Source organism: Haloferula sp. BvORR071 (assembly GCF_000739615.1).
GTDB lineage: Bacteria > Verrucomicrobiota > Verrucomicrobiia > Verrucomicrobiales > Akkermansiaceae > Haloferula.
In genome coordinates this window covers 49,827-72,408 of sequence record NZ_BATP01000028.1, presented here as the reverse complement: position 1 = coordinate 72,408, position 22,582 = coordinate 49,827, and the positions used below count along the sequence as shown (strand labels likewise).

The 22,582-nt window shown below is 62.1% G+C and carries 22 protein-coding genes; 16 read left to right on the top strand and 6 right to left on the bottom strand.

All coding sequences use genetic code 11. From position 1 onward, the window contains the following. Positions 1-4: 4 nt before the first annotated feature. Positions 5-1,921 carry a 3' terminal RNA ribose 2'-O-methyltransferase Hen1 gene (locus BV071_RS15795; protein ID WP_075090929.1) on the bottom strand — a complete coding sequence of 639 codons (1,917 nt, stop codon included), beginning with the start codon at positions 1,919-1,921 and terminating at the stop codon, positions 5-7. 39 nt (positions 1,922-1,960) lie between these two features. Further along, positions 1,961-3,490, bottom strand: a complete 1,530-nt coding sequence (locus BV071_RS33075; RefSeq protein WP_052573411.1) for a family 43 glycosylhydrolase — start codon at positions 3,488-3,490, stop codon at positions 1,961-1,963. Between the two features lie 132 nt (positions 3,491-3,622). On the opposite strand from BV071_RS33075, the gene BV071_RS15785 reads away from it, so the two are divergent. Next, a complete protein-coding gene (locus tag BV071_RS15785) occupies positions 3,623-4,006 on the top strand; it encodes a hypothetical protein (protein WP_035609050.1) in 384 nt (127 codons plus the stop codon). Positions 4,007-4,017: 11 nt separating this feature from the next. Here BV071_RS15785 and BV071_RS15780 read toward each other — a convergent pair whose 3' ends face one another. Both BV071_RS15780 and leuS read right to left on the bottom strand, forming a co-directional pair. Continuing rightward, the gene (locus BV071_RS15780) at positions 4,018-7,389 is read right to left on the bottom strand and encodes a DEAD/DEAH box helicase (RefSeq protein ID WP_052573410.1); all 3,372 of its coding nucleotides are present in this window, start codon (positions 7,387-7,389) and stop codon (positions 4,018-4,020) included. Between the two features lie 11 nt (positions 7,390-7,400). After that, entirely contained in the window at positions 7,401-9,944 is a 2,544-nt protein-coding gene (leuS, locus tag BV071_RS15775) for a leucine--tRNA ligase (protein ID WP_035609049.1), read from the bottom strand. A 109-nt stretch (positions 9,945-10,053) separates the two neighbouring features. On the opposite strand from leuS, the gene BV071_RS15770 reads away from it, so the two are divergent. Further along, entirely contained in the window at positions 10,054-10,545 is a 492-nt protein-coding gene (locus tag BV071_RS15770) for a 6,7-dimethyl-8-ribityllumazine synthase (RefSeq protein ID WP_075090931.1), read from the top strand. Positions 10,546-10,553: 8 nt separating this feature from the next. On the opposite strand, the gene BV071_RS15765 is transcribed toward BV071_RS15770, so the two are convergent. Both BV071_RS15765 and BV071_RS33070 read right to left on the bottom strand, forming a co-directional pair. Beyond that, positions 10,554-11,033, bottom strand: coding sequence for a thioredoxin family protein (locus BV071_RS15765; protein WP_035609044.1), 480 nt, complete (start codon positions 11,031-11,033; stop codon positions 10,554-10,556). A gap of 159 nt (positions 11,034-11,192) precedes the next feature. Further along, positions 11,193-11,648 (bottom strand): thioredoxin family protein, encoded by a 456-nt coding sequence (locus tag BV071_RS33070; protein WP_052573409.1) that lies wholly within the window; start codon positions 11,646-11,648, stop codon positions 11,193-11,195. 80 nt (positions 11,649-11,728) lie between these two features. On the opposite strand from BV071_RS33070, the gene rdgB reads away from it, so the two are divergent. From rdgB to BV071_RS15685, 14 genes are all read left to right on the top strand, one after another. After that, positions 11,729-12,325 carry an RdgB/HAM1 family non-canonical purine NTP pyrophosphatase gene (gene rdgB / locus BV071_RS15755; RefSeq protein WP_035609042.1) on the top strand — a complete coding sequence of 199 codons (597 nt, stop codon included), beginning with the start codon at positions 11,729-11,731 and terminating at the stop codon, positions 12,323-12,325. A 508-nt stretch (positions 12,326-12,833) separates the two neighbouring features. Continuing rightward, complete coding sequence (locus tag BV071_RS15745; RefSeq protein WP_035609035.1) at positions 12,834-13,526, top strand: hypothetical protein; 693 nt, start codon at positions 12,834-12,836, stop codon at positions 13,524-13,526. A gap of 6 nt (positions 13,527-13,532) precedes the next feature. Continuing rightward, entirely contained in the window at positions 13,533-13,991 is a 459-nt protein-coding gene (locus tag BV071_RS15740) for a hypothetical protein (RefSeq protein WP_035609034.1), read from the top strand. Positions 13,992-14,101: 110 nt separating this feature from the next. Next, positions 14,102-15,181 (top strand): DUF3592 domain-containing protein, encoded by a 1,080-nt coding sequence (locus BV071_RS15735; RefSeq protein WP_035609031.1) that lies wholly within the window; start codon positions 14,102-14,104, stop codon positions 15,179-15,181. Positions 15,182-15,254: 73 nt separating this feature from the next. Continuing rightward, on the top strand, positions 15,255-15,758 hold the full coding sequence (locus BV071_RS15730; protein WP_035609029.1) for a hypothetical protein: 504 nt from the start codon (positions 15,255-15,257) through the stop codon (positions 15,756-15,758). A 45-nt stretch (positions 15,759-15,803) separates the two neighbouring features. Beyond that, complete coding sequence (locus BV071_RS15725; RefSeq protein ID WP_035609026.1) at positions 15,804-17,543, top strand: DUF3592 domain-containing protein; 1,740 nt, start codon at positions 15,804-15,806, stop codon at positions 17,541-17,543. Beyond that, entirely contained in the window at positions 17,540-17,950 is a 411-nt protein-coding gene (locus BV071_RS15720) for a hypothetical protein (RefSeq protein ID WP_035609023.1), read from the top strand. Before BV071_RS15725 ends, BV071_RS15720 begins: the two co-directional genes overlap by 4 nt. Further along, entirely contained in the window at positions 17,947-18,528 is a 582-nt protein-coding gene (locus BV071_RS15715) for a hypothetical protein (RefSeq protein WP_035609021.1), read from the top strand. The genes BV071_RS15720 and BV071_RS15715 overlap by 4 nt, the downstream gene beginning before the upstream one ends. 51 nt (positions 18,529-18,579) lie before the next feature. Beyond that, positions 18,580-19,098, top strand: coding sequence for an NlpC/P60 family protein (locus BV071_RS15710; protein WP_035609018.1), 519 nt, complete (start codon positions 18,580-18,582; stop codon positions 19,096-19,098). 71 nt (positions 19,099-19,169) lie between these two features. Next, on the top strand, positions 19,170-20,240 hold the full coding sequence (locus tag BV071_RS15705) for an acyltransferase (protein ID WP_035609016.1): 1,071 nt from the start codon (positions 19,170-19,172) through the stop codon (positions 20,238-20,240). 76 nt (positions 20,241-20,316) lie between these two features. Then, the gene (gene tdh / locus BV071_RS15700; RefSeq protein WP_035609015.1) at positions 20,317-21,345 is read left to right on the top strand and encodes an L-threonine 3-dehydrogenase; all 1,029 of its coding nucleotides are present in this window, start codon (positions 20,317-20,319) and stop codon (positions 21,343-21,345) included. 41 nt (positions 21,346-21,386) lie between these two features. After that, entirely contained in the window at positions 21,387-21,662 is a 276-nt protein-coding gene (locus BV071_RS15695) for a type II toxin-antitoxin system Phd/YefM family antitoxin (protein WP_035609013.1), read from the top strand. Beyond that, complete coding sequence (locus BV071_RS33065) at positions 21,650-22,063, top strand: PIN domain-containing protein (protein ID WP_052573407.1); 414 nt, start codon at positions 21,650-21,652, stop codon at positions 22,061-22,063. The genes BV071_RS15695 and BV071_RS33065 overlap by 13 nt, the downstream gene beginning before the upstream one ends. An 83-nt stretch (positions 22,064-22,146) precedes the next feature. Continuing rightward, positions 22,147-22,434, top strand: a complete 288-nt coding sequence (locus tag BV071_RS15685; RefSeq protein ID WP_265594495.1) for a helix-hairpin-helix domain-containing protein — start codon at positions 22,147-22,149, stop codon at positions 22,432-22,434. Positions 22,435-22,582: the final 148 nt, after the last annotated feature.

Genomic DNA, 22,582 nt, shown 5'->3' with positions numbered 1-22,582 from the left:
GGCATCAAGGATCAGAAGGTGGCTCGCCGGTAAGGTAGCGGATGCCGCCCCCGGAATTGAAGATCAGTGCTTCCCATGGCCGCTGGAGATTCGTCACGACCGGTTCATCGTCCTCGATGGCGAGAAAATCCATCCAGTGGCGCACAAAGGCGGCCCAAGTCGATTCGGTCACGAGAGATCTTCCGGTGAAGAAATAGACGGTGTCGTTCTCCTGCCAAGGAAGCGCTGTTAGGGCAGCCGCGACGTCCGCCGCGCTGTCCGTGTCGTATGCCTCGGCCCAGTGGCCGATGAGCGTGCTTTCGGCCCTCAATATCCAATGTCCGTCAGGCAGGCTGAAGTAGCCTCGCGCCTTCCCGCCGAGATGTAAGTGGCAAACCTCAGATGCTTCCACAGGCGGCAACTCACGAACGAGCGTGCGTGCTTCGGGTGAGAAGAACTCTTCGGATCGTCGACTCCGGCTTGGTCTCGTGTTGGCTTGGGCAGGCTGTTCCTCCTCCTTCGGCGAAGGGACTGTTGAATTGCCGCCATCCCGGCGGGTAAAGACCGCCATCTGGCTCGGCGGCCCGTGCTCGGCGTCCTCTTCCCCCAAGGGTTCGAAGGCGACTTCATATCCATGTTTTCCCGCCACGCGTTCCGCCCAGATGCGGAACTCCGACCTGGTCCATTCAAAGCGGTGATCCGCATGTCGCAGCGCACCCGGCTTCATGCCTTCGAAGAGCACGTTGTACTCGCGGTTCGGCGTGGTTACGATCACCCGTTGCGGCGTGGCTGCTGCGAAGACCACTTCCTCCAGCGAGTCGAGGCGGTCGGCATCGAGGTGTTCGATCACTTCGACCAGCGCCGCCACGTCGTAGCCGCGCAAGCGCGAGTCGCGATACACCAGCGAGCCGAGGAAAATCTCCACCCGACCCTGGCGCTTGAAGGGCGGCAGGCGCTCGAGCCGCTCATGCGCGACTTCTAGTGCGCGGCTGGAGACATCCATCCCCGTGACCTTCGGAATCTTTGTCTGTCCCAAGAGGCGGCGGATCAGCTTGCCATCGCCGCAGCCGAGATCGAGCACGGAGCCCGGTTGATAGCTCGCGATCAACTCCGTCACGCGATCGAGACGCAGCTCGTGCAGGGAGATCTTCTTCTCGACCGCAGGTTCGGTGGCGATGTCCTCGGTTTCCTCGCTTTCTTCCTCGGCCTCGGGTTCCGGTGCCAATCGTTCGAGTGCTTCGCGGGCAAGACGCTTCTGGAACTTCAGATAGCGGCGCACGATCCAGTCCTTCTCAGGATGGGTCGCCAGCCAGCCTTCACCCTTGGCGAGCAGTTTGTCGATCTCGTCCTGGCCCACCCAATAGTGCTTCGCACGGTCGAGTGCGCCGAGCATCACGAAGAGATGCTTCAGCAAGAGATGCAGCGGAGTCATCGCCCGCAGCGTGAGCTTGTGATAGCGGCTCTCGCCCCATGCGGGGAAAGCCGGATCCAGCGGCAGGCGCTCCGTCTCCACTGCATAGCCCAGCGGCTCGAAAAGCTTCTTCAACATCTCGCCATCGCCAGCGGGCACCACCGGCAGGCAAACTTCCAGATCCAGCAGCTTGTCCACCAGCTCCGGCCGCTTGGTGCAGCGGCCATTCAGCGCGGTGCCAAGTCCGCGCGAAATCGCCACCGACAAGAACGACGACGCGGCATAGGGGCGGTCATTCACATACTGCCCCAGGGCCCAGCCACCTTGCCGCGCACCGGGCGACCGCACCATGTCGATCGGATCCACCTCCACGCTGAGCACCGCTTTGCACTCATCCTGGCGCGCGACCGGATAGAAGATCAGTCCCTTGCCGAAGGCCAAGTCGATCGCGTGGCTCCGGGCCGGATGCTTGTGCAGCAAATGGCCGAGATCCGTGGCGTCAGGCGTCCGGTTGGTGATGGTGAGGAGCAAGGTCCGGTCGTTCTAACCGCGATCCCGCTCTCGCGCAAGTCATCGCGCGCCCGAAGGCAGCGCCTGCGGGGAGGAGGTCGGGCCGTGGATCTCCAGGATATCCGGACCACCCTTCGGATCCGGCACGAAGCGCACGCGATCGATGGAAAGTGCGCGCGGCTCGGTCTCCTTCAGGGTGTGATGGCGGTGGTAGACGATGAAGATCTCCTTGCCGTCCGGCGATTCGGTAAAGCAGTGGTGCGCCGTGCCGTGGGCATACTCTGTCGACTTCATCACCGGATTGAATTCGTACTTCTTCCACGGCCCCAGCGGGCTATCGGAAGTAGCATAGCCCATCGCATCCTCCGGGCTCTCGAAATGGCTGCCCGAGTAGGTCAGGTAGTAGATCCCCTTGTGCTTCAGCATCGCGGGCCCCTCCGTGACCTTGGCCTGGTGCCGCTCCCACGCCTGGTCCGGCTTCACCATCTGCTTCAGGGAAGATTGATCCACGCTGACCATGTCGGCATTCAGCTTGCCGCCCCAGATCTCGTTTCCGTCACCGAAGGTCACGTAGTAGAAATAGCGCTGGCCATCCTCATCGGTGAAAACATGCCCGTCGATCCGGATGCTTTCGGGCGTGATCGGTGCTTCCTTTTCCTGCTTGAAAGGCCCCATCGGTGATATCGCGGTGGCTACGCACATCCGCTCGTCCGCCGCGTAGTAAAGATAGAAGATGCCATCCTTCTCCACGATGTCTGGTGCCCAGAAGCCCCAATTGCCCCAGCTGTCCTCGTTCTTCAGCACGAAGCCCTCATCCGTCCAGTTCACCAGGTTGTCCGAGGTGTAGAGGCGGATCCCCCGCGTCATCCGCGGGAAGTCCGGGCTGTAAGTCGTATAAGCGTAGTATTTCCCGCCCTTGTGAAACACCACCGGATCCGCGCAACCGCCTTGGACCGGGTTCGTGTAGCTGCGGGACAAGGTTGCCGCACGATACGCCGTGATCTGCAGATTCCGGAACGAGGCCGCGCCATCCAGCGCCCGCAGCGCGAAGCCACCCTTCGCGAAAGCCGCGTCGATCCCATCAAATACCGGCCAAGTGCTCTCTGTGATCGCCTCATCATCCAGGAAGACCTTCACGTTGTTCCCCGCTGCCTGCACCTGCAGGTGATACCACTGCTTCGGCTTCACCTCGAAAGGCCGCACCGCGATCCCGCGCCACTTCGGGTCCGTCGCCCCCCACGCCGCGATGTTGCCGCCCGCCTTCAGCCCCACGTAGTAACCACGAAAGGCATCGACGCCCTCGGCCACCTCATCTCCGCGGAAGATCACTCCGGCCTGGGCTCCCTCCGACTCGGCCTGAAGCTCCACGTCCAGCTGGAAATCTCCCGCCTGAAGCTCCGCGATTTCAGCCTTCGGTCCCATGCCGCCACTGACATGAAGTTCTCCACCCTTTGCCGACCATTCACCGCCATGAATTTTCCAAGTGGACGAAGGAAAGGCGGTGAAATCCTCTTTGAAAGGCAGCGCGGGAGCCGCCGCCAGCACGCCGGCAGTTGCTGAAAGTAGGAGAGTCGCGACGCGAAGAAGCATGCCAGATCCTGCGCCACCCCGGCAGACGGGGCAAGCCGCCGCGGCGGCAGCGGGTAGCTGTCCCGGCATGAAAGACGCAACTTGATTTCCGCAAAGATAAGCTTATTTCCATAGACCAGCCCTTTACCAGCCATGTCCCTCTCACACGCCTTGACCAACAATCTGGAGGCGACCCGCCTGATCAGTCTCATGAAGCTGCGGGTCGCCGAAGAGATCAATCCACGGGACCAGCACGGCCCCTATATCCTCCTCCAGACCGGCCACGCCCCAGGTGACCTGAGCATGAAGGCCGCGGATTACCTCCTCGGCCGCTCCGGAGAGTGGATTGCGCTGCATTGGTTCCTCCGCATGCCGGTGCAGCAGCGCCGGGAGGAGTTCGTGTTCGGCACGATGACGGAGGTGGTGACCCTGATGGAAGACCTCTGCGGTGATGTGAAGGTGATCGATGAGCTCGATGATCTTGATGACGATTCCCCGGTGGACGAGGAATGGCACAGCGCAATCATGGGCCCCTGAGCTTCACGATCTCAAACCAGCGGCGCCAGCAACTGCGACAGCGTCTCCGCATCGATCTTCAGCTTCGAGGTATCCTCCGACAGCAGCGCCTCCACCAGCGCCGCTTTGTGCTTCTGCAGCTCCAGGATCCGCTCCTCGATCGTCCCGCGGCAGACCAGCTTATGCACGAAGACCGGCTTGGTCTGGCCGATCCGGTGCGCACGGTCCGTCGCCTGGTTCTCCGCCGCCGGATTCCACCAGGGATCGTAGTGGATCACCGTGTCCGCCGCCGTGAGGTTGAGCCCCGTACCGCCAGCCTTCAGCGAAATCAGGAATACCGGCACCTCGCCGCTCTGGAATTCCTTCACCAGCTTCGCCCGGTCCTTGGTCTGTCCGGTCAGCTTGAGATGAGGAATCTTCTCTTTGATCAAATGCTCTTCGATCAAAGCCAGCATGGAGGTGAATTGCGAGAAGAGCAGAATCCGCCGCCCCTCTTCTAACAAAGTGGGCAGCAGCTCCTCCGTGAGATAGTCCAGCTTCGCCGAATCCTCCACCTTCTTGGCCGCAGGCGTGTCCAGGAGCTGCGGATGACAGCAGATCTGCCGCAGCTTCAGCAGCGCATCCAGCACGATGATGTGCGATTTCCCCAGGCCCTTGCTGGCAATCGCTTCGCGCACCCGCTTGTCCATTGAGGCGCGCACCGATTCGTAAAGGTCCGTCTGCTTCTTATTGAGATCGATGCCGTGAATGATCTCGGTCTTCTCCGGCAAGTCCTTGGCCACCTCGTCCTTCGTGCGGCGAAGGATCAGCGGCGAGACACGGCGGTTCAGCGCTTCTTGCGCATCCTTGGAACGCTCCCGCTCGATCGGTCTCCGGATTCGCGTGTTGAAGCTTTTCTCATCCGGCAGGAATCCGGGCATCAGGAAGCGCATCAGGCTCCACAGCTCGCCCAGGTGATTCTCCATCGGAGTGCCGGAGAGGCAGAGCCGGTGCGCAGCCCTCAGCTTGCAGGCACTGATCGCTACTGTGGCCTTCGGATTCTTGATGTGCTGTGCTTCGTCGAGCACCACCAGATGCCAGTCATGCTGCGAGAGCATTTCGAAGTCGCGGCCTAACAGCGAATAAGAAGTGAAGACCACCGCAGCTTCCGGGATGCGGTCGAAGAGCTCCTTCCGTTCTGGCCCTTGCAGCGCCAGCACCGGCAGCGATGGTACGAACTTCGCCGCCTCGGCTGCCCAGTTCGGCACCACCGAGGTCGGTGCGACCACCAGCGAGGGCTTGCCGGGCTGCTTGCCGTGCTCCTCGGCCAGATGGGCGAGCGTCTGCAGCGTCTTGCCCAGACCCATGTCATCGGCGAGAATGCCATTCAATCCCTGCTCCGTCAGGAACTGCAGCCAGCGGAAACCCTCCTCCTGATAAGGCCGTAGCGTCGCCTGCACCGCCGCCGGAATCTCCAGTGCCGGCAGCTCCTTGATCTCGCGCAGATTCTTCCCCAGTCGCGACAGCCGTCGCCCCGTGTCCGAGGAATCTACATCCAATGCGTCCGCCACTCCGGCCGCCTCCAGGCGATCTACCCGCAGCGGTCCATCGCCGCTCCGTTCGCGGAAGAGATGGCGGACCTGCGTGACCATTTCCATCAGCGGCTTTGCCGGAAAGCGGACGAAGCCCTCCGCGGGATTCTCGCAGCGGATCATGACAAATCCCGATGCCGGGCCCTCGGGCGGAAGACCCTTGGCGATGATCTCCGCGATCACCGGAATCAGGCTGAAGCGCTTGCCATCCAGCTCGTAGGAAACATCAAAGCGGAACCAGTTGATGCCATGATCGGCATCGGTCTCGATCTCCGGCACAAAGTCCGCCACTTCCCGCGATGTCAGTCCGGCTGCCGGGTCGACCTCGATGACCCAGCCCTCCTGCCGCAGCTCATCCAAGTACGGATGTTGCAGTATCTCGATCCATGCCGCCTCGTGCGTGGGATAGGGGCGCGCCGCCACCAGTGAGTGACGCGTCTTCCCATCGAGTAAATTCTGGGGGATCGATCGCAGCGCCGCCGCCAATCCCACCGAGGCCAGGCGCCCCTCTGCCGAGCGCTCGGCATGAAAATCCCGCGGCCATACGATCCGCTGGCCATTGCGCACCCCGACATGCTGGCGCGGCTCGCTGTGGCTTAGCGGATGGAGGCGCGGGCTATCACCATAGGTGAAGGTCAGCTCGCCCAGCACCACTTCCATGCGCTGCCAGTAGTCGTTGAAGACATGCTTGTGCACCCGCAGGTGGGGCCGTGGTGGCGTGGCGGGCCGAGTCACGGTCTCCAGCGCCACAGGCATTGGCAGCGCGACCGATTTCACTGTGCGCAGGTGCCCGATCACATCCGGCACCCGTTCCGCCGGCACCACCGGCCCGCGCAGCCACGCTGCCAGGACCGGCCCTGGCATGGAGCTCTCGAGGATTCCGATTTCGCTACGCTCCAGATCCAGATAGCGCGGCGGCACAGTGGCCATGAAGACCAGATCCTCATTCACGCCACGCAGCACCGGCCGGGCGCTGCCATCCGGCTGCGATTCCCACTCCGCGCTTACTTCCAGTGGAGCACCGGCACTCACGGGAAAGTAGGCCGTGGAACCGCGCTGATCGATGCTCGCGGCCCCGAAGTAAGTTCGTCCGGTCGCAAGACATCCCTCCAGCAGCTCATCCCAGCCAGGTCCCTCTAACACGACCTCGCCCCACGTCGGATACTTGCGCTGCTGCTGCCGGTAGAGCGTGACCAGCAGCAAATCCTCCCGCGTCATGTAGCGCGCCGGCTTCGAGGGGTCGGCCGCTGCCTCTCCGCCGAGGATCCGGACCGTGCCATCCTTGAGACGGTTCCCGACACGCAGGGTCAAGCGGGGACCGTCTTGGGTCGGCTCGATGCAGTAAGCAAGGAAGCGCGACTCCGACGATGCCTTCCCGGCCTGCTGCTCGCTCTGCTCCACCCGCGAGGCATTCTCGAGTTCCCGCAGCCACGAGGCCAGCGGGCTATCCAGCGTCTTTGCCGGGGCGAGCGCCGGCAGCGAAGACGGCTGGACCACTTCCTCTCGCAGCAGCGTCAGCAGCGCGGCTCCGTGCTTGCAGGAGATCTCTACCGGGCAGGTACAGTGGCTCTCCACGGACCAAAGTCCGCGGCTTTCGGCAAAGGTCAGTGTCGTATCGTAGGGCTTCCGGCGCGTGCCTTGCACCGATGCCGTGACGATCAGTTCGCCCATGCCATCGATGTCGATCATCTCGACATCGCGGATGCTGCTCTTGTTCGCGTAGTCCTTGGCCCGGAGCTTGGTAAGCTGGTCGAAGCGACTGCGCCACCCTCCGATCACGATCCACTCATAGAGAGCGGGCCGCGCGCAGATGGCGGCGAGAGCCTCTTCCATGTTTGCCTACGTCAGTTCGCCACGATGTTCACCAGGCGTCCCGGCACCACGATCACCTTACGCACCGTCTTGCCCTCGATCTGCTCCTTCACCTTCGCGGCGGCGAGAGCAGTGGCTTCCACGGCCGCCTGATCGGCGTCTTTGGCCACGGTGATCTTGTCGCGCAGCTTGCCGTTCACCTGCACCACCAACTCAACCTCGTCGGTCGCCAGTGCGGCTTCATCATGCTCCGGCCATGGCTCGTTCGCCAGCATCGTCGTGCCGCCCAAACGCGCGTGGATTTCCTCGCTCAAGTGCGGCGCAAAGGGGTTCAGCACCTGCAACAGCAGACGGAATTCATTCAGCGGCACCACCTCCGCCTGAGTGAAGGCATTGGTGCAAATCATCATCTGTGAGATCGCGGTGTTGAAGGACAGCTTGGCGATGTCCTCGGTGACCTTCTTCACCGTTTCGTGCACCACCTTCAGCATCGCCTTGTCCGTGCAGGGCACATCTTGGATCTTCGCGGAGCGTTGCCACTCGCCGGCCTGGTTCTCTTCATAGGCGACGCGCCAGACGCGGGCCAGGAAGCGCGAAACGCCCTCCACGCCCTTCATCTGCCAAGGCTTCACCTGCTCCAGTGGCCCCATGAACATCTCGTACAGGCGCAGCGCGTCGGCACCATAGAGCTCTACCACGTCATCCGGATTCACCACGTTGCCGCGCGACTTCGACATCTTCTGGTTGTCCTCGCCCAGGATCAGCCCCGGGCTGAAGTAACGGTTGAAAGGCTCATTGCCCGAGACATGGCCCAGGTCGTTCAGCACCTTGTGCCAGAAGCGGGAATACAGCAGGTGCAGCACCGCGTGTTCGGAGCCACCCACGTAAAGGTCCACCATCCCTGGTTTCTCCCCGCGTCCGGCCCAGTAGCTTTCCACCTCTTTGGAGATGAAGCGTTCGCTGTTGCTGGGATCGCAGTAGCGCAGGTAGTACCAGCAAGATCCCGCCCACTGCGGCATCGTGTTGGTCTCGCGGATCGAGCCGTCCGGCAGCTCCACCCACTCGCGCGCCTTCGTCAGCAGCGGCTCGGGCGAACCGCTCGGCTTGTAGTCTTCCAGCGGTGGCGCCAGCAAAGGCAGCTCGGCATCCGGCAACGCGTAATGATTGCCGTCCTTCCAGGTCAGCGGGAAGGGCTCGCCCCAGTAGCGCTGGCGGGAGAACAGCCAGTCACGCAGCTTGTACTGGATACGGCGCTTGCCCAAGGCCTTCTCTTCCAGCCAGCCGATGATCTTCTTCTTCGCCTCGGCGGTCGGCAGGCCGTCCAGGAAGCCGGAGTTCACCGCAGTGCCCGGATCCGTGTAACCTTGCCAGTTCTCGTCGCCCGCAGGCTGCACCACCTGCACGATTGGCAGCGCGAACTTCTTCGCGAACTCAAAGTCGCGCTCATCATGCGCCGGCACTGCCATGATCGCGCCCGTGCCGTAGCCCATCATCACATAGTCGGCGATCCACACCGGGATCGACTCGCCGTTCACCGGATTGGTTGCATGCGCGCCGGTGAAAACGCCGGTCTTGTCCTTGCTCAGGTCGCCGCGCTCCAGATCGGACTTCGAGGCGCAGGCCTTCACATAGGAGTCCACCGCGTCCTTCTGCTCCGCCGCCGTGATCTCCGCGACATAGGGGTGCTCCGGCGCCAGCACCATGTAGGTGGCCCCGAACAAGGTGTCAGGCCGCGTGGTGAAAACCGTGACCGTGTGGCCATCCAGCTTAAAATCGACTTCCGCACCCTCGCTGCGCCCGATCCAGTTCCGCTGCAGCAGCTTGACCCCTTCCGGCCAATCCAGCGGCTCCAGCTCATCGATCAGGCGCTGGGCATACTTCGTGATCCGCAGCATCCACTGGCGCAGCGGGCGGCGCTCCACGGTGTGGCCCTTGCTGCGCCACTCCTCGACCTCTTCGTTCGCCAGCACGGTGCCCAGGTCTGGCGACCAGTTCACTGGCGCCTCATGCACGAAGGCCAAGCGCACCGCATCGATCTGCTCGCGCGTCCAGCCCTTGGCTTCCAGCTCCGCCACCGGTTTCGCCTTGTTGGCCTCTTCATCGAAATACGAGGAATACAGTTGCAGGAAGATCCACTGCGTCCAGCGCACGTAGCCCGGATCGGTCGTCGCGATCTCGCGGTCCCAATCGTAGCCGAAGCCCAGCGACTTCAACTGTCGCTTGAAGGTCGCGATGTTCGCCGTCGTCGTGATCGCCGGGTGCTGCCCGGTCTTGATCGCATACTGCTCCGCCGGCAGGCCGAAGGAGTCCCAGCCCATCGGGTGTAGCACATTGAAACCTTGGCGGCGCTTCGCCCGGCCGATGATGTCGGTCGCGGTGTAGCCTTCCGGGTGCCCCACGTGCAGGCCCGAACCGGAAGGGTAGGGGAACATGTCGAGCACGTAGAACTTCGGCTTCGTGGCATCGAAGTCCGCATCACCCGGATTCGGCGTGCGGAAGGTCTTCTCCGCATCCCAGCGCGCCTGCCAGGCGGGCTCGAATTCGTCGAAGGGGAATGGCTTGCGGCGCTCAGACATGGCTCAATACAGGATTCTCCCGCCACCGGCGGGGGGCGGAACTTGGCCGAACTCCCTAGATTTGAAAAGGAAAACCCCTCCGGTAGGGCACCCCCCAGCCTGCCGCACAATCATTGACACCCAATCCCTCAGATCCTTCGCTTCCCCCATGAACATCGCCCTGATCTCCGCCACCTGGCATGCCGACCTGCTCGCCGGAGCCAGCGGCTCCTGCAAGGAGGCGCTCCACGGCCACACCACCACGGACTTCACCGTCCCCGGCGCTCTAGAAATCCCACTCTTCGCCCAAGCCCTCGCCCGCACCGGCAAATACGATGCCATCATCGCCTTTGGCCTGATTGTCGACGGCGGCATCTACCGCCACGAATTCGTCGCCGATGCCGTGATCTCCGGCATGATGCGCGTGCAGCTCGATACCTCCGTGCCCGTCTTCTCCTGCGTGCTCACCCCGCACCACTTCAACGAAAGCCCCGAACGCCTCCACTTTTTCCGCGATCACCTCGTGATGAAGGGCAAGGAAGTCGGCAACGCCTGCCTCAAAATGCTATCGGTGCTGACCTCCCTCAGCTCCGATCCAAGTCCCTTCGCGGACAAATTCTGAGCCGCGGATCAGGTGGACGGCACCTTCGCCGGCTCAGCCGCGGGCTTCTTCGCCAGCTCCTCCTTGATCGTCGCGATGTAGGCTTCCGGCCCGCCTTTTTGGTAGCCCAGGTCCTTGGACAGCTTCTTGCCCTCCGCATCCAGTAGCAGCACCGTCGGATACCCTCCGTTCAGGTACTCCTTCTCCAGCGTTTTGTTCTGCTTCGCCAGCGCCTCGGGCAGCTTGGTCTTTTTCGGAAAGTCCGCCTCCATCAGGATCAGGTTCGCTGCCGCGTAATCCTTGAAGGCCTTTTGATCGAAGACCTCTTGGTGCAGCTTGATGCACCACCCGCACCAATCCGAGCCCGTCAGGTTGATCAGGATCGGCTTCTTCTCCGCTTTGGCCTTCGCCTTCGCAGCCTCCCAATCGGTCACCCATCCCTCACTGGCGGCCATGGCCATCGAGGCGGAAGCAACAAGCACGGCAAGCGGACGGAAAAACGTCTTCATGCCAACTAGGACGCGCCGGGAGCCCTCCGCATTCCATGAAAAGGAGGGTTTTCACCGCGAATGTCATTCCAACAAAAAGCCCCGCCCGGCACAGGATCCGGACGGGGCCCGGGCTGCCATGAACGAATAGCGCCCGCGTAGAAATTCAAATGGCTCGGCTCAATCGAGCTCCTTCTTCTCCAGCTCGCCGTCCAGGTGCTTGAGCATCTCATCCACCTTCATGAACTGGGCCGGATTGAAGGTGGAGAACTGCTTCCCCTCTGCGGTCAGCAGCAGGATCGTCGGGAAGCCCTCCACGTTGTACTTGTCCCGCAGCGGCTCGTTCTTCTTCGCCAGCTCCTCGTCCTTCTTCGGGAAATCCAGTTCCACCAATACGAACTTCTCGGCCGCCTTGTCGGAGAACTCCTTCTTGGACAGCACCGCCTTCTTCACCGCGATGCAGGGTGCGCACCAGTCGGAGCCGGTGAATTCCACCAGCACCGCCTTCTTCTCCTTCTTCGCCTGCTCCAGAGCCTTCTCCAGATCGGTCGTCCAGCCCTCCGGAGTCGCGGCGAAGGCTGAGCTCACCAGAGCGGAGGTGGCGGCGAAAAAGGCAAGATGGGTTATGGCTTTCATTACGTGGCTATAGGCGTAGCACAGAACCGGAATATTTCAAAATTCTTGGCCCGGCAGCGCCGCTCCGCTACCCCGCAGGCATGCCGCCGGAACTTCCCGTCCTGATCGTCGCCACCCGCAATGCCCATAAGACCCAGGAAATCCGGGAAATGATCGGCGATCGCTACAAGGTGCTGGACGTGAATGATTTTCCAGCCCTCCCCGCGATCGATGAGACCGGCACCACCTTCCTCGAAAATGCCACCCTGAAAGCCGCCGGCATCAGCCGCGAGGTGACAGGATTGATACTCTCCGATGACTCCGGTTTGGAGGTCGATGCCCTCGGCGGTGCTCCCGGCGTCTGGTCCAGTAGCTACGGCGGCGAGGAGGGCAACCACCCGAAAAACAACGCCCGCCTGATGGCCGAAATGGCCGGCAAGACCGACCGCGCCGCGCGCTTCCGCTGCACCATGGTCCTCGCCCAGGGCGGCCAGGTCCTCGCCTACTTCAGCGGCACCGTCGAAGGCCGCATCCTCGAAGCCCCCTACGGTGCCGGCGGCTTCGGCTACGACCCGCTTTTTGCCCCCGAAGGCCACACCCAGAGCTTCGCCGAATTGGGCCCGGAGGTGAAGAACGCCCTCAGCCACCGCGGCCGGGCCCTCGCCAAGGTCATCGCATGGCTCGAGGCCCGCGACTGATCTCCCACGGCCCTTAGCGCGTAGCGGAACGGCTGCGCCGTTCCGGCTGGGCGCATTCCTCCCCCAAAACGCCATTCCCCTCCTCCATGGCGGACTCCCCAGCCTGGAATAGCGCAGCCATTCCACCACTCCCTCGCGGCTCCGCCGCCTTCGACCTTGGACTGCGGAGGCTTGCCACCGCCTTCGGCAGGCAGCTTGCTGCCGTGGAGCACCTAACGATCTCCACCCCATCCCCGATCTCCCCCAAGCCCACCCCAGCGGCCCGCAATCACCTTCGCCTTGCAGCCTCGAAAACCACTTCCACCACCACATCAATAGCGGTCAGATCTCGCATCTTCACATCAACCCCCACTGACGATGTTGAAATGCGAGAGTTGACCACGAATGGTGGGAGCCTCCTCATGACGAGCCGAGGCCTCAAACGGAGAATCCCAAGGACTGGTATCAGTTTGACTCCTTACGATCCGCCTCTACTTGGTCCTGCTCCCTTCCTTGTTCCTTGATTCTCATGAAAACGATCCTCCGCTTTCTTCTAAGTGCTTCGATGGGGTGCATGGCCTGCGCCAAGGCCGAGGAGGCTCCTGTCCTCACTCTTGCGATTCTGAACCCGCTCGCAGAAGAGTCCGTGCCCGCCGGCGTCATTCCATTGAGCAATATCAAGCGGATTGATGTGGAGTTCACCTTGGACAGGAAAATAGAGGAGGAGGACGTTTCTGAGTCGGGTGTATTGCCGGTGAACCCGGCTCAAGGGCAGAACCCCAATGAATACATCACGATCAAGGTTACCGACGTCGCCTCCGGGGCTCCGGTTCCAGTAAAAGTTAACTATTACGGGAGTGGGGGGAAAGACGGCAAAAAGATCGTGAACTACTCGATGGAGATCCTCCAGCCGTCGGAAGTCCGGCTCGCCAAGATCCAAGCATGGGTCGCTGAAGTGCGAGCGCAGCAGGCCGCGATTCCAGGTGAGGAGAGCGAGCAACTCCTGAACAAGTTTGACGAAAAAAGTGCCGAGCTGGTTGCCGCAATGGACAAGCTCTACTACGAGAATCGTTTGGGGAAATTCAAAGTGATTGCCGAGTATCATTCCAAGGCTCCGGCAGCATGGGTAGGAACCACCTCGAGTCAGGAGCTTGTCGTGGAAGTGAAGGACAAAGGGTCATTCGTCGAAACGCTCAAGAAGCCTACGCCCGAGAAGCCTTAGTTGGGAATGAAGCTTCATCGATGGATCGCCGGATGGGCTTTGGTGGTCTCACTTGCCCTGTTGCTGCTCGCTCTCCCATGGGTCGGAGCCGCCGTGTTTTCACTGAAGCATGCGTTGTCGGAGTTAGACCTTGTTGGGTCTGAAACTTACCAAGCCAATCGATCGTTTCGCATCGAGCGGGGAGTCTCGGCGCTTCTGATGTATGGGTTTGGAATGGTGGCCACCGCAGGATTTTGGGGGATAGCGAGGGCTTGGGTCACCTCGCTCTTCATTCGCATTTCGATTTGGGTATTGGCCGGGATCGCTGCGTTCGGGGCTATCAAGCTTGCGGGCACCCTCGTGGGCGAGGGCACGGATGTCTCCTTCAAGGTGATCTTCATCGGCTTGCCGGGCGTGATCATCTGCCTCGCTGTGCTCGCAACCGTATTGCTGGTGACAGGGGGCACTGAGAGGGGGCAGTCCTGAAAACTCCCTCAGCCACCGCGGCCGCGCCCTCGTCAAGGTAATCGAATGGTTGGAAAAGGAGCGCTGAAATTACCACAGCGCGAACCAACGGAATCTGCTAGATCCGCCCGGTGAGCCACACGACCGAGGATGACAGCAAGAAGCGCAGGGAACTGCGCATCTTCCTCGTCTTCTATTTCGTGATCCTTTCCGGGATCACGGCCGTATGGCTGCATGGCTCACGGTCCTCCATCGCCGCTCAGTTCTGGAAAAGCACTCCCTGCACGATCGAGCGCTTCGAGATCGTGGCGGATCGAGCCTCGAATCCCGCGTTTAGGGCGGACCTGATCTTCCACTATGAGGTCGACGGTGTCCGCCACACCGGTACCAAGCTCCTCCCGGGCCGGGATGGCAACCGCGACTACGGAACACTGGCGGAAATCCGCGAAGTTCTGGTCCAACCGGCTACCCGCGGCAACATCGCCAACTTATCCGGTACGGAAGCCCGTTGCTTTGTGAGTCGCTTCGATCCCGCGCGGGCTTCCTTGAAAAGGTCATTGCCCGACGTCCTCGCGGGAGTCGTGGTCGCGGGCACCGTCCTCGGCTTCTTCGGTGTCTTCGGAACCTGCGTGATGCTCGCCAGCTTCCGGAGAGACCCTGGAGATGCCGGAAAGGCGATTGCTATTCTGGTCAAAGCAGTCGTGCTGCTCTTCACCCTGGCGAGCCTGGCGATCGCTGGCCTCTTTCTCGCCCAAGTCATCGAGACTTTCCGGATGAAGGAATGGAACGAGACGCAGGCCCAGGTGGTCTGGAGCCGCACGGATAGGGTCGAGGTGGGAAAACGCTCCAAGAGGGTGCCTGATATCTTCTATCGGTACCAAGTGGAGGGCCGGGAGTACCTTTCAAACCGCTACTCGCTGAAGCCCTCCGATTTTGCCGGGGAAAAGGCCACCGGAATCGCAACGAGTCATCCGGAAGGATCCAAGCTATGGGTCTTCTTTGATCCGGAGAAACCCTGGCGATCGGTGATCCGGCGCGATGGACCGGCCATCGGGTGGACCGTCCTGGCGCTGATTCCTTTCATTGCATTGCCGGTCGGAGTTTTCCTGTGGAGCGGAAGACAACGCAGCCGCCTCACAAAGTCTCCTCTGCCCCCGCGCCGGGAAAGACGCCCGAGATCGCTCCGCGAGCGATCGCGGGGCAAGTGGTGAGAGTCTGGAAAAAAGAAACGCGGGTTGATTTCCACGGATAAACTCCTCCCAATTTCGTTATGACCTTCATCTCATGCGTTACCGCGAGGTAGCCCCGCTGACCCGGGTAGCGGGACTCCTCTGGACCGCCTGCAGCCTGTTCGCTGTCGGGCTCGGTGCATGGATCATCTGGACCGGCTTCCCGGATCCCAAGCAAACCTACGTCGGCCTCGTCTTTGCGGTGATGGGCTCCCTCTCCACCGCCTTCGGCTTGGCCCTCGCCTTCGAACGCGAACCCAGGAGAAAGTGGCTAGCCCATCCTAACAGAGGCCTGCCCACCAGTGCCGCGGCGATTGTCTTCTTTCTCGGCTTCTTTACGGCCGGTTTGTTCGCGCTCGGGGGAATGATGGTCCCCGGTGTGTTTCACTGGAGCGCGGGCGGCGTGGTCCTGTCATTGGGAGTCATCGCCGTCGGCGCCTATCCTCTCTGGGCCATCTTCAAGAAGCGCCGCAAACAGCGCGAGCGATCCCTCAAGACCGCGCAGGAAGTTGCCGAGGCCCGCGAACGACGGCTCCGGCCCAAGGGAAAGCGCCCCTGATTTTCCACGCGTCGCCCGAAGCGCAATCTGCTAGAAGCCGCGCGCATGGGAACCGCCATCGGCGAAAAGTCCAAGGGCTGCGGCAACATCTTCTTCGGGATCATCTGGACCTCCTTCAGCTCGATCTTCGTCGCGATGGGGTTGTGGATGGCTTGGGGCGGCATTGCTGCGATGCGTTGGGAGGAAGCTCCCTGCACCATCACCAAGTTCGAGATCCTGAGGGCCGAAGACGGTGACGGCTTCCGCGCGGATCTCGCCTATCAGTATGAATACGCCGGCCAGAGCCATACCGGCGCCCGCCTTTGGAAGAGCGTCGAGAACAAGCGCGACTCTTATGAGGACCTCGTGGAACTGCGTGAGCCCTTCATGATGGGCCCGGAGGGCCAGCGCGCCTCTGCCGAAGGAGCCACGACAACCTGCCGGGTCAATCCCGCGAACCCCGCCGAGTCCTGCCTCTTCAAGACCAAGGGCGGCGAGATCGTCGGCGGCATCATCTTCGCGGTCTTCGGCGGCTTCTTCGTTCTCATCGGGATCTTCCTCATGCTCAGCAGCCGTGGACCTTCCGCCCGCTCCAGCCCCGGCTCAGCGGATAGCGGCATCTTTGCCACCCTCTTGGGTATCAGCTTCTGCGGCCTCTTCGGCTTGGGGGGCTTCGGCATCCTCTTCGGGCTGATCGTTCCCAAGGCAGTCGAGTGGTTCGACATGCGCGGCTGGAAAGAGACCACCGCCGAGGTCCTCGACGGCCGCGTCGCCAGCCATAGCGGCAGCAAGGGCGGCACCACTTACTCCGTCGATCTCTTCTACCGCTACGAATTCGGCGGCCGCGAGTACCGCGCGAACCGCTACAGCCTGATGGGGGGCAGTTCCTCCGGTCGTGACGGCAAGCAGGAGGTGATCCGTGCTCACCCACCCGGCAGCAAGCTGCAGGTCTACGTGGACCCCGACAAACCTTGGCACGCGGTGGTGAACCGCAGTGTCGGCTGGTGGGCGCTCTTCGTACTCTTCCCGCTACCCTTCATCGCCATCGGTGTAGGTGGCATCTGGGGCATCCTGAGTAAGAACAAGCAGCCGAAGTCCTGGCCCGCGGCCGGGAAGAAGAGGCCCTTGACCTGGTCTTCTTCCCGCCGCCGGCCGCGATCCGTAAATCTCGACGAAGGCCCGGCCTTGGCCTCCGGCGCATGGGAAAGCACCCGCGTGAAGCCCGGCTGTTCCTTGTTCGCGACTCTCTTCGCCGCCGTGTTCTGGAACGGCATCGTCAGCATCTTCATCTATCAGGATGTGAAGCTTTACCGGGAAGGATCCTGGGGCATGGCGGTCTTCCTCTCGCTCTTCCTGACGCCCTTCGTGGTGATCGGGTTGGTCATCGTCGGCGCGGGGATCAAGCAGTTCATCGGCCTCTTCGGTCCCGCCTACGAGATCCAGATCGAGCAAGCCGAGCTCGTTCCAGGCGGCTCCACCCGCGTGCGCTGGCGCCGCAGTGGCGGTCGCGGCACGGTGAAGAAGTTCCGCCTCTATCTGGTGGGCCGCGAGCAGGCGACCTACTCGCAGGGCTCGAGCACCTCCACTGCCAAGTCGGTCTTCCACGAGGAAGTTCTCTTCGACACCAGCGTCTCGCTCGCCGCGAACCAAGGCAGCGTGGATCTCCGCATCCCGCAGGACGCCGTGCCCAGCTTCGAGGGCAGGAACAACAGCTTTCAGTGGAACCTCTGCCTGCAGGCGGACGTCGAGCACATGCCGAACATCCGCAACAACCGCAAGATCGTGATTACCACTCCGCCGCTATGAACAACATCATCCTTGCCGGCACCGAATTCCGCCCGGGCGAGACCATCAAGGGGCAGGTGAGCTGGCAGCTCGACAAGCCACCGCAGGACCTTGAGCTCCGGCTCTTCTGGCACACCCGCGGTCGCGGCACGGAGGAAGCGGAGACCGTCGGCAGCCGCGGGCTCGGTACCGCTTTGCAGGGCAGCAGCGAGTTTTCCTTCACCCTCCCCGCCAGTCCATGGAGCGTGGACGGTCAACTCGTGAGCATCTGCTGGGCGCTCGAACTCGTCGACAAGAAGGCCGGCGGCTTGGCGCTCGCGGAGTTCACGATGGCACCCGGCGGCAAACCACTGGTGCTGGGAAAAGTCGACAAGCCAGAGTCGGAGTCCGGCTTCTGGCAGAAGTTCAAGCCGCGCTCGCAGCGATGACCGCGCGCGACAATCCCTTTGCGCCTGCTCGGCTCGCTCGCGTCCTCGGCTTCGATCCGGCGCTGAATGGCAGCTCTTGGGAAGAGCTGGAAGCAAAGTGGGAGCGTCTCGGTCGTCGGGCCGCGGTGACCGGTCAGCATGGCGCGGGCAAGACCTCTCTTCTCGCGGCATGGGCACAACGTTCTGAGGCGAAAGGAGATCCAGTCATCCGGCTGTTCTTCAATGAGCAGCATTGCCAGCTCCAAGACCCGGATCGGGACCTGCTAGGGGAATGCGTGGGCAAGCTCGTGCTGCTCGATGGCGATTGCCATCTCTCCTGGTGGCAGCAGCGGGAACTCCACCGGCTGCTGCGGCCCGCTGCCGGGGTGCTGGCCGCCCGTCACCGCCGTGGGCCTTGGCCGGAACTGCTGCGCTTGGAGCCGGGCCTTGAGCTGGCGAAAATCCTCCTCAACCGCGCCTTTTCAGCCCGTTCAGGGCCTTGGTCAGACAACCTTCCGGAGCGCTGGCGCCGCCACCGCGGGAATCTCCGCGAGCTCTGGCTGGAGCTCTACGACGAGGCCGCGGAGTTCCCTCTGTGAAGAAGGTAAAAAGTTTTTGTAAAAATTAAGGAAATCCTTACGATTCGCGGCGTGAAACGAATCGCCGCGCTTCTTTCCTTGCTCGTCGTTGCCGTCGGACTGAGTTCCTGCGGCGGCCAGGTCAAAGCCCGACAGGCGGTTTCCTACCGCTTCCAAGACGGGAAGACCGCCATGCTGAAGAACGGTGTGGCCTACGCGCCGAAGAAGGCACCGACCGCCGTGAAGCGAGCAATTGCTGCCGGTAACCGCCTGCAAAACAAGCCCTACAAGTGGGGCGGCGGTCATGCCAAGGAGCTCGATAGCGGCTACGATTGCTCCGGCACAGTCTCCTACGTTCTGCGGGAAGCTGGCCTGATGCAGGGCTCGATGCCCAGCAACGGCTACTTCAACTACGGCAAGAAGGGCGAAGGCGACTGGATCACGGTCTACTGCCGTAGCGGCCACGTCTTCATGACCGTCGCTGGCCTGCGTCTAGATACCGGTGGCCCTGGCGGCCGCAGCGGCCCGCGTTGGAAGCCAGAGACTCGTTCCGGGATCGGCCACGTGATGCGCCATCCTTCGGGCTTGTGAGTCGATCGGCTTTCCGGTGGCCCCTTGATTGGGGTTGGAAGATCGGCGATTGGTGATTTTCTTCCGCTTCCTTGTCCGCTCCACGAAACACCCAGCTCGACGGCTGGCGCGCCTTTGCCGTGCTGGGCGTGATCTGGCTGCACTGGGCGCCGCGCGAGTGGCGGGGTTCGCTTCCCTTTGAGATCGGCCTGTATTTTTTCCTAACCCTGACCGGCTTCTTGACCACGCGGGTGCTCCTGCGGGACCGGGATGCAGGGGAGAAGCTGCACAAGCCGTGGCGGAGGATGGCGGTGCGCCACTTCCTGAAGCGCCGCGCGATCCGCCTGCTCCTGCCCTGCTACGTGGCGATGCTGTTCGGCTGGGCCTGCGCGGCACCGGACTTGCGTGCGCACTTGTGGGTCTATCTCGCGCAGCTGGCGAATTTCCACATCGCCTTCTCGCCGGCGTGGCCGTCCGGAACGGCGCACTACTGGACCTTGGCGATCCAGATCCAGTTCTTCCTGCTCTGGCCGCTTGTGATCTTCTATCTGCCGCGCAAGCTGCTGGGACCAGCGATGCTGGCGGTGGTTGCGATGGCTCCGCTGACCCGCTGGGCGGCGCTGAACTTCTTCCCGCAATTGTATCATCCGGGGGCCTTCTCGACCTCCGCGGGCGACTATCTGGGGATGGGCTCGCTGCTGGCGCTGGCGATGGAGAAGGGGATGCCGGAGGGCGATCGCCGCCTCGCGCAGGCGGCCTGGGTGGCCTTTGCCTGCTATCTGGTGCTGTATTGCTTTGATGAGTCCGGGCATCCGATCGCCGGAGTGCGGCACGTTCAGCAGACCTTTCTCTCGGTGGTATTTGCCGGGCTGATCTCCGCGACCTTGCGCGGCTTCACGGGCCCCTTGGCGCGGATCCTCGATAATCCGGTGGTGCAGCATCTCGGCCGGATCAGCTACGGGCTCTACCTCTTTCATACCACGGTGCCGCTGGCGGTGGGCAAGGTGCTGCCTTGGCTGTGGTGGGCGGATGGCCCTCCGGCGCTGATGACGGCGCTGCGGATTCTGGTTTTCGCGCTTGGCTCTTGGGCGGCGGCCTGGCTCTGCCTGCGCTACCTTGAGCAGCCTTTGGACCGATTCCGACATCACGCCCGGCGGCCTTAGTCACTTTTTCCGGGGGAAGCACCATTCCCTTGCCCCGCGGGGAAGTGCATGGACCATCGGGGCGCATCCCGTTCCCATGAAAGCACTCGTCAAAGCGACCGCCGGTCCCGGACTTGAGATGATGGACGTCCCCATGCCCGAGGTCGGGCCGATGGACGTGCTGATCAAGATCAAGAAGACCTCCATCTGCGGCACGGACGTGCACATCTGGAAGTGGGATGCTTGGGCCCAACGCACGATCCCGGTGCCAATGCACGTGGGCCACGAGTTCTGCGGCGTGGTGGAATCGGTGGGCTCCGGCGTCACGGACATCGTGCCGGGTGAGCTGGTCTCCGGCGAGGGCCACATCGTTTGTGGCCGCTGCCGCAACTGCCTCGCGGGCCGCCGCCACCTCTGCCCGAATACCCTGGGCGTGGGCGTGAATCGTCCCGGCGCCTTTGCCGAGTATCTCTCGATTCCTTATCGCAACGTCTACAAGGTCGATCCCTCGATTCCCGAGGAAGTGATCTCCTGCTTCGACCCGCTGGGTAATGCGGTGCACACTGCGCTGTCCTTCGACCTCGTCGCAGAAGACGTGCTGATCACGGGCGCAGGCCCGATCGGTTGCATGGCCGCGGCGGTCTGCCGCTTCGCCGGTGCCCGCCACGTGGTGGTCACGGATGTGAATCCCTGGCGCCTTGAGTTGGCGAAGAAGCTCGGTGCGACCCGCACGGTGAACGTGGCGGAGGAATCCCTGGCCGACGCGATGAAGAGCCTCGGCATGAAGGAAGGCTTCGACGTGGCGTTGGAGATGTCCGGCCATCCCTCCGGCCTGAATGACATTCTCAATCACACCTCGAATGGCGCGAAGGTCTCACTGCTCGGGATCTTCCCCGACAAGGTCGCGATCGACTGGGACAAGGTGATCTTCAAGGGCCTCGTGCTGAAGGGCATTTATGGCCGGGAGATGTTCGAGACCTGGTACAAGATGAGCAGCATGATCCGTGCGGGACTGGATATTTCCCAAGTAATCACGCACCGCTTCCCGGTCAGTGAGTTCAAGAAGGGCTTCGAGACGATGATGTCCGGTCAGTCGGGCAAGGTGGTCTTGGATTGGGAGGCTTGAGCCGGTTTGACAAATCAGATGGCATCTGATTTGGTACCCACGTGAAAAGCCTCACAGCAACGGAGGTGGCTCGAAACTTCAGCCAAGTCTTGGACGACTTGGAAGAGAGTCATGAAGAGGTAGTGATTGTCCGCAATCATCGGATGATCGCGCGCATCATTCCCGAGCCGGAGGAGCAAAATGCCTTGGAGGTTCTAGGTGATCTTTACCGGACGCTCGATGATGAAACGGCCGATGCATTGGCGGAAGCCATGCGTCTCGACCGTGAGGGTAATGCTGGCACTTTGACCGAATTGCGGGACCCATGGGATTCCTGATCGATACCGGTCTTTGGATTGCAATTGAAAAGGGCAGGATTGGGGCAGGTGATATTCACGCCATTACCGCTCAAAGCCCGATCTATCTTTCTCCGGTCAACTTGGCGGAGATTCGCTTTGGCATCGAATTGATGACTGTACCCGCGACAAAGCAAAAGGCGCTGGGGACTCTTCGTCGGATGCGGCGGAAGCCCTTGCTTCGCATCACCGGTGAAACGGCGGAGATTTTCGGGTTCTTCGCCGCTGAGCTTCGCCGGAGCGGGCGGGGAGCTGACTTCCGTATTCAGGATCTGTGGCTCGCCGCACAAGCGGTTCAACGCGATTTCACTCTCCTGACTGCCAACCCGAAGGACTTTCAAGACATCCCCAAACTGAAGTGGATGCATCTGCCACTTCCTTGATGTCCGGTCAGTCGGGCAAGGTCGTCTTGGATTGGGAGTGATCCCGCTTGCGGAGATGAATGCGTGAGCCACGGTGGTGGATCATGAGTTCGGATCTCGAATCGCTGCCGAATATCGGCAAGAGCATCGCTGCGGATTTGCGGTCGATTGGAATCAACTCGCGGCGCGAGCTGCAGCGCAAGCGTCCGATCCAAGTCTATCATCAGCTCGAGGCGACGATGGGGCAGCGGCACGATCCCTGCGTGTTCTACACGCTGCTCGCCGCGAAGCACTTCCTTAAGACGGAAGAGCGCTTGCCGTGGTGGAAGTTCACGGCGGAAGGGAAGGCGGCCTTGGAGGCGGAAGGGCGGAATGTGAAGCGAGCGAGATGAGACCTTGGTCCTGTCCCGGCAGGGATCACGGCGAGTGGCCCGTGGTTGGGGCGCGTTGGCGCGGAAACCACCGGTTCGTTTGGTGAGGGAAGCGAGCCCCGGCAAGGGCTCAGGCGGGTGTGCCGGTAGTTCTCCCTCCGGGAGATGC

What these genes read in the sequence shown, in the direction of transcription:
- BV071_RS33070 (WP_052573409.1), bottom strand. Translation starts at nt 11,648, where the DNA reads ATGAAAGCCATAACCCATCTTGCCTTTTTCGCCGCCACCTCCGCTCTG.
- BV071_RS15715 (WP_035609021.1), top strand. Translation starts at nt 17,947, where the DNA reads ATGACCGCGCGCGACAATCCCTTTGCGCCTGCTCGGCTCGCTCGCGTC.
- BV071_RS15730 (WP_035609029.1), top strand. Translation starts at nt 15,255, where the DNA reads ATGCGTTACCGCGAGGTAGCCCCGCTGACCCGGGTAGCGGGACTCCTC.
- BV071_RS15765 (WP_035609044.1), bottom strand. Translation starts at nt 11,033, where the DNA reads ATGAAGACGTTTTTCCGTCCGCTTGCCGTGCTTGTTGCTTCCGCCTCG.
- BV071_RS15740 (WP_035609034.1), top strand. Translation starts at nt 13,533, where the DNA reads ATGAAGCTTCATCGATGGATCGCCGGATGGGCTTTGGTGGTCTCACTT.
- leuS (WP_035609049.1), bottom strand. Translation starts at nt 9,944, where the DNA reads ATGTCTGAGCGCCGCAAGCCATTCCCCTTCGACGAATTCGAGCCCGCC.
- BV071_RS15785 (WP_035609050.1), top strand. Translation starts at nt 3,623, where the DNA reads ATGTCCCTCTCACACGCCTTGACCAACAATCTGGAGGCGACCCGCCTG.
- BV071_RS15780 (WP_052573410.1), bottom strand. Translation starts at nt 7,389, where the DNA reads ATGGAAGAGGCTCTCGCCGCCATCTGCGCGCGGCCCGCTCTCTATGAG.
- BV071_RS33065 (WP_052573407.1), top strand. Translation starts at nt 21,650, where the DNA reads ATGGGATTCCTGATCGATACCGGTCTTTGGATTGCAATTGAAAAGGGC.
- tdh (WP_035609015.1), top strand. Translation starts at nt 20,317, where the DNA reads ATGAAAGCACTCGTCAAAGCGACCGCCGGTCCCGGACTTGAGATGATG.
- BV071_RS15745 (WP_035609035.1), top strand. Translation starts at nt 12,834, where the DNA reads ATGAAAACGATCCTCCGCTTTCTTCTAAGTGCTTCGATGGGGTGCATG.
- BV071_RS15685 (WP_265594495.1), top strand. Translation starts at nt 22,147, where the DNA reads ATGAGTTCGGATCTCGAATCGCTGCCGAATATCGGCAAGAGCATCGCT.
- BV071_RS15725 (WP_035609026.1), top strand. Translation starts at nt 15,804, where the DNA reads ATGGGAACCGCCATCGGCGAAAAGTCCAAGGGCTGCGGCAACATCTTC.
- BV071_RS33075 (WP_052573411.1), bottom strand. Translation starts at nt 3,490, where the DNA reads ATGCTTCTTCGCGTCGCGACTCTCCTACTTTCAGCAACTGCCGGCGTG.
- BV071_RS15720 (WP_035609023.1), top strand. Translation starts at nt 17,540, where the DNA reads ATGAACAACATCATCCTTGCCGGCACCGAATTCCGCCCGGGCGAGACC.
- rdgB (WP_035609042.1), top strand. Translation starts at nt 11,729, where the DNA reads ATGCCGCCGGAACTTCCCGTCCTGATCGTCGCCACCCGCAATGCCCAT.